The sequence below is a fragment of the Agrococcus casei LMG 22410 genome, assembly GCF_900163565.1.
GTDB lineage: Bacteria > Actinomycetota > Actinomycetes > Actinomycetales > Microbacteriaceae > Agrococcus > Agrococcus casei.
This window is the reverse complement of the sequence record NZ_FUHU01000027.1, coordinates 1-5,537: the sequence shown is the minus strand read 5'-3', so window position 1 is coordinate 5,537 and position 5,537 is coordinate 1. Positions and strand designations below refer to the sequence as shown.

Below are 5,537 nucleotides of genomic sequence, written 5' to 3'. Positions count from 1 at the left end.
TCCTCTGCGAAGAGCCAGCAGCGACCATCGCAACAGCATCCCGCTTGAACTCATCAGAATAGATCTTCGGCACGATTGCCATCCTTCCAGCACGACCCCAGTCAGAAATCATGCGGTCATAGACTCAACCGAACCTTCAGCAGACCCGGTCGCGTCGGTCGTGCGCAGCATGTCAACGCTCGATCGGCCGGAGCTATGGCCGGGGCAAGAGACACCGTTCACGGTTTCGTCGACGGGCACGCTCACGCGGGCTGATCTGATCGCGAACTCTAGGAGGCAGTGACCATGGCAACCATCACCGGCTGGGGCGACCGCCTGTCGTGGAGTGGTGAAACGCCGCTTGACTACCCCGACCTGAACCCGGTCGCGTTCACTCGTATGGACGGTGCCGGGGCCGCGTCGTGGGCTGACGATGTGAACCCCGGCCGGTCTTGGGAGCTGCACACCGAGAACCCGGCAGCGAACTTCGCTGGCGACACCGGGCCATTCGCCCGGTTCCTGCGTGTGAACAATGCGGCCCCGGCAACGGACCAGTCGCGAGTGACGCTGCCGTACTTCCCGGGACTGTGGCCCGGGCCGAGCGGCAGGCTGCTGTTCGGAGCCTGGTCGCAGCAGGCGTACGTCATGAGCTTCTCGCCGATCCTCAGCACCCGCGGCACCCCCGACCATGCGCCGCTTGCGTACCTGTCGACGGACGCGGCGGGCACGCCCCGCCAGCAGGTCTACAGTGCGGCCGGTGCGCTCGTGCTCGACCAGTACGAGGTCACCCCGTGGCGTGGCGACATGCAGGCGTGGGTGTGGCATGGTCAGCTGGTCGACCTCGCGGCGGGTACTTCGCAGCTCGTGTCGGTTCGTCGCGGCACCGCCGACCCGTTCATCGGGCCGGTGCGTACGCTCTCGGGTGCTCCGAATGGGGCGGCGACCGCGAACCTCGATGTGATGGCGCTGCAGGGCTCCGGCTATTGGAGCACCGGCAACATCGACGAGGTAATGGTCGCGCACCCCGGCGAGGGGTTCGACCTGGCACTGTTCGCCGACCGGCTCGCGCTCGGCGGCTTCGCGGATGCTCGTGCCTCGCAGGAGGCCCGCACCCGTCTGACTGTCACTGACCTGGCCGTGCACGCCACTGACCCACAAGCGTTCAGCACTGGCGCGGAGCGGGTGTCGTGGTCGACGCCGCCGGAGCCCGGCAGCGAATCGGTCACGCCACACTGGTCGACCGACAACGGGGCAACCTGGTCGACGGGCGCTCTGCCCTCCGTGTTCTCTGGCCTGCTGCGCTGGCAGGTAGCGCTCGCGGCCGGTGAGCAGTTCACCGGCATGACACTTCTGCCCGCCATGCCGACGCTGGCCCCGCTGTCTGATGTCGAGCTGGAGCAGAACGACCAGACGACGATCCCCTTGGATGCGACCTGGTCGGGTGAGCCTGCGTGGGCGGTCGCTGCACCTGGGCTGTCGGCCTCGGTGTCGGGCACGACGTTGTCGCTCGCCTCGGGCTGGGCTGCCGGTGAGTTGCCGGTCACGGTCACGCTGCGCGATCAGTGGGGCAGGTCAGTGTCTCGATCGTTCACGGCGACGGTGCAGCCGCAGGCGTGGACTCCCCCGCCGCCTCCCCAGTACCCTCGCGCGCCGATCGTTGTGTGGGGCGATGATGGGCCAGAGGCTGCAATCATCGACGCACTGTCGGCGGTCGTCACTGAGGAAGTGAACGGCGAGCACACGACTGAGCTTTCGATCCCTCGCAACCATCGGCACGCTGCCGCGTTCCAGTCGGAGCGGCTGGTCGAGCTCGCGGGTGACCGCTACCGCATTCGACGTGTGACCGATGGTCGCGACGGTCGAACCCCGGTGACGACGGTGTACTGCGAGGCGGAGTTCTACGATCTCGCCTACGCCGGTCAGCTGCCCCCGCGCGAGTACCTTCAGGTGCCTGCTGGTGCCGCGATGGAGGATGCGCTGCAGGGCACGGGCTGGTCGATTGCGGCCGTGACTGTGACGACCCGCCGCACCTACTCGGTTGAAGAATCTAACCCGCTGTCGATGCTGCGCACTATCCAGTCGCAGCACGGCGGCGATCTGATCTTCAACAGTGCTGACAAGACTGTGTCGCTCGTGACCCAGTCCGGCCGTGACGTGGGTGTTTCGTTCGCCTACGGGCGCGGGTTGACGGAGTCGAAGCGGGTCGTCGACACGACGTCGCTGGTCACCAGAATCTACGCCCGTAACGAGGAGGGCGTGACGATCGCCTCGGTCAACAACGGCTTGCCGTACGTCGAGGACTTCACCTGGACGTCCGAGGTTCGTGAGGCCACTTATGACTTCGCGTCTGGCACGTCACCGTTCACGATGCTGTCGATGGTCTCGGCGACCCTCGCGAACCGATCCAAGCCGTCGTTCTCGTACGAGTTCACGGTCGCAGACCTGAGCCACCGCAGCGGGCAAGAGGTTGACCGCTTCGACGTCGGCGACGTCGTGACGGTCGTCGACGACGAGTTGGGAATACGGGAAACGCAACGCATCGTTCGAGTCGAACATGATGTGATCCGCCCTTGGCAGTCCCGCGTGACTCTGTCTGCCAAGCTGCGTGAACTTGGAAGCTCGACCGGCACTGAGGCGGGAGCACTCACGACCGGTTCCAGCAACACCGCGTTCGACCTGGTGCCGTTCAACCTTCTGCGCAATGCGCGTTTCGACAATGGGCTCGCTCACTGGGCGTCGTCAGGTGTCGAGCGGGTCGACGGTGACGGCACTGGCGACTACGCGGTGCGCTTTCAGGGGACCGGCACTCGGTGGATTGAGCAGACGGTGCAGCCCGACAACCGCGACGTGTATTCGCTGTCGCTGCAGGTCGACCCTGTGGCCGGTGGCACGGTGCCGCCGCTTCGGGCGATCGTCACGGTCGAGTACGAGGACGGCACTCGCGACGCTATCCCCGTCGACCTGGTCTAGGAGGCGATCGTGCAAGGTGAGATTCGAGTGCAGGGCCGGGTGGCTCGCATGACTATCCGGCTGGAGGTCGACGACCCCGCTGCAGGCGTCGACGTCACGGACGTGATGTTGCAGCCTGGCGGGAACCCGTCGGGCTGGCTGCCGCACGTCACTGAGATGCAGTGGTCGGCGGGTGCCTCGTGAGGCTCGTCGCCCGCATCCCAGCTTCGTTGGGGCGGGTCGAGTCTGTGACGGTCAGGGTTGAGTACGTCGGCACTGCATCGTCAGACGGTGCCGACGTCACTGACCTGCAGCTGCAGCCGGGCGAGGCATCTGGCGTTGTCCCGAACTCGGCCGACCTGCGATCGCTCGCCGGTCCGCGGCAGTGGCGCAACGGCGTTGTCCCTCGGTCGGCTGATGAAGTGATCGTGCTCGCCAACAGCGACCGCGCCGCGCCTGTGCGCGTCGATGTGACCCCGTCGGCCGCGGGGCAGGTGCGGGTCGGGTCATTCCGATTCGGCCGCGTCGCAGGTCCTGTGTGGGCCGACGCGGAGACAAGCACCGCTCCGACTGGGTGGGGCCGACCGCCGGTTCTCACCGAGCGGTCAGACGGGCATCTGCAGGTGCTCACGGATCAGCCGCTGCACATGACTGTCGGCTGGTCGGATCGATCTTAGGAGGGCGCATGCGCACTTGGGTGTGGGCGGGCATGAACTGGTCCGCGCGTGTGCGGCTGGCTCTCGACAAGTACGGCGACCGGATCACCGACATATCGATCTTCGGCTGGCAGGTCGACGCGCAGGGGAATCTCACGCGAACATTCGACCCGGACCTGCTGCAGCCGTACCGGGAGAAGTGGCCGCACATCAGGTTCTGGCTCTGTTTCAGAAACGACGGTAACGACGCGATCTTCACTGCCTTGCGGAACAGCTCGACCGCTCGTGCCCGTCTGGTCTCCGATCTCGGCGACGTGCTCGAGGCGTACCCGTGGCTGTCGGGCATCGACATTGACCTTGAGCGAGGCGGGGCAGCATCGAATGCTCCCGCCGCTGAGGCGCTGTTCCGGCAGGTCGCGAACGTCGCACACTCCCGCGGCCTCGAATGCTCGGCCGCGCTCCCCCCGCTCACCATCGACGGATCAGTCGGCGGCGAGGACTGGGTGCGCTACCGACAGCTCGGGCAGATTCTCGACCGCATGGCGATCATGTCCTATGACTTCGCCTGGTCGGGCAGCGCGCCCGGGCCGGTGTCGCCGGGCTACTGGCTGGAGAACGTCTACAACTGGGCGACCTCACAGGTCGACCCCGACAAACTCATGATGGGCCTGCCGCTGTACTCCTACTTCTGGCAGATTCACGACTACCCCGAGAACCGCGGCCGCATCTACCGCGGCGGCTCGGGCACCTACTACGCCGCGTGGCAACACTTCACCGGCTACCGCGCGTGGGACGGCACCGAGGGGAACCCGGGCGGCTCGGGCTCGCACCACCGGATCGGCTGGCTCGCGTACCGCGACCCCGGCTCTAAGTCAGCGTGGGGGTTTCTCGACGTCTACGACTGGCGCTCGGCCTATGACTGGGCGGAGGCGTCAGGCATCATCCGCGACGAGTACGAGGGCAAGCCGTTCACGGTCCGCTATGGACGACCGTCGGGCACGCCCCTGTGGTCGATCGCCGACAACGCATCGTCGACGGCGGGTGCCGTCTACGCGCTCACGCCTCGGCGCGTGCGTGCTGTCAGCGGCGATCTGGTCGGACCCAAGCAAGGGTTCACGCTCACGATCGAAGCGCTCCAGCGACCGCCAGCGGCCGCGACGATCCTCGACGACAACGCGGGTACTCCCGGGCAGCTCGACTCGCTCTACAACGTCGGCTCGGGGTCTTGGTCTCGCTGGTCGACCGGTGGCTACCACCAGTACCGCGGGCATGGTGAGTTGAACATCGACCACGACTTCGACTCCGCAACGTACCTGCAGGTGCAGGCGCAGTTCGCGCAGTCCGGTTGGGCTGGCGTGACGGTGCGCGGCATCACCGCTGAGGCGCACCCCAACGGCACTGTGCGGCTCCGCAAGGGGCAGACGGTGCTAGGCACTGCCGCCGTCGCTTCTCGCCCCGTGGGGGCCGCTGCAGGCTCGGGTCGCTTCGTGCTCGGGCTGCGGGTCCGTGAGGGGTCCGCGCGCGTCTACTTCGCGCTCTCGGATACGCGCGAGCTGCCTCGGGTCCTGCACGCGAACACGACACCGGCAGGTGGCACGGTCGCGATCACCGCGCAGTCTGACCTGTGGGTCGACCGCGTGTTTGTCGGCGACGGCTGGTGGTACCAGCCTCGCGAGGCAGTGACGGTGCAGATCGGGTCGCAGTCACGCGTGCTCGGCCGCATCCCCCGTACCGGCGTGACCTGGAACGAGGGCATGTTCCGACCGGTCAGCGACGTCGACGAGTGGGACACCCGCGAGAAGGGTCGGGTCTGCTGAAGGTTCGGTTGAGTCTATGACCGCATGATTTCTGACTGGGGTCGTGCTGGAAGGATGGCAATCGTGCCGAAGATCTATTCTGATGAGTTCAAGCGGGATGCTGTTGCGATGGTCGCTGCTGGCTCTTCGCAGAGGA

The 5,537-nt window shown here is 66.6% G+C and carries 4 protein-coding genes; all 4 read left to right on the top strand.

All coding sequences use genetic code 11. From position 1 onward, the window contains the following. Nucleotides 1-285: 285 nt before the first annotated feature. The 4 genes from CZ674_RS06890 to CZ674_RS06880 are packed head-to-tail and all read left to right on the top strand — an operon-like array spanning nt 286 to nt 5,401. On the top strand, nt 286-2,949 hold the full coding sequence (locus tag CZ674_RS06890) for a phage tail protein (protein ID WP_086991802.1): 2,664 nt from the start codon (nt 286-288) through the stop codon (nt 2,947-2,949). Nucleotides 2,950-2,997: 48 nt separating this feature from the next. Continuing rightward, nucleotides 2,998-3,132: a hypothetical protein gene (locus CZ674_RS14515; RefSeq protein ID WP_268802389.1), complete on the top strand. Its 135-nt coding sequence runs from the start codon at nt 2,998-3,000 to the stop codon at nt 3,130-3,132. Between the two features lie 44 nt (nt 3,133-3,176). Beyond that, nucleotides 3,177-3,605 (top strand): hypothetical protein, encoded by a 429-nt coding sequence (locus CZ674_RS06885; protein ID WP_086991801.1) that lies wholly within the window; start codon nt 3,177-3,179, stop codon nt 3,603-3,605. Between the two features lie 8 nt (nt 3,606-3,613). After that, entirely contained in the window at nt 3,614-5,401 is a 1,788-nt protein-coding gene (locus tag CZ674_RS06880) for a glycosyl hydrolase family 18 protein (RefSeq protein WP_086991800.1), read from the top strand. Nucleotides 5,402-5,537 lie beyond the last annotated feature (136 nt).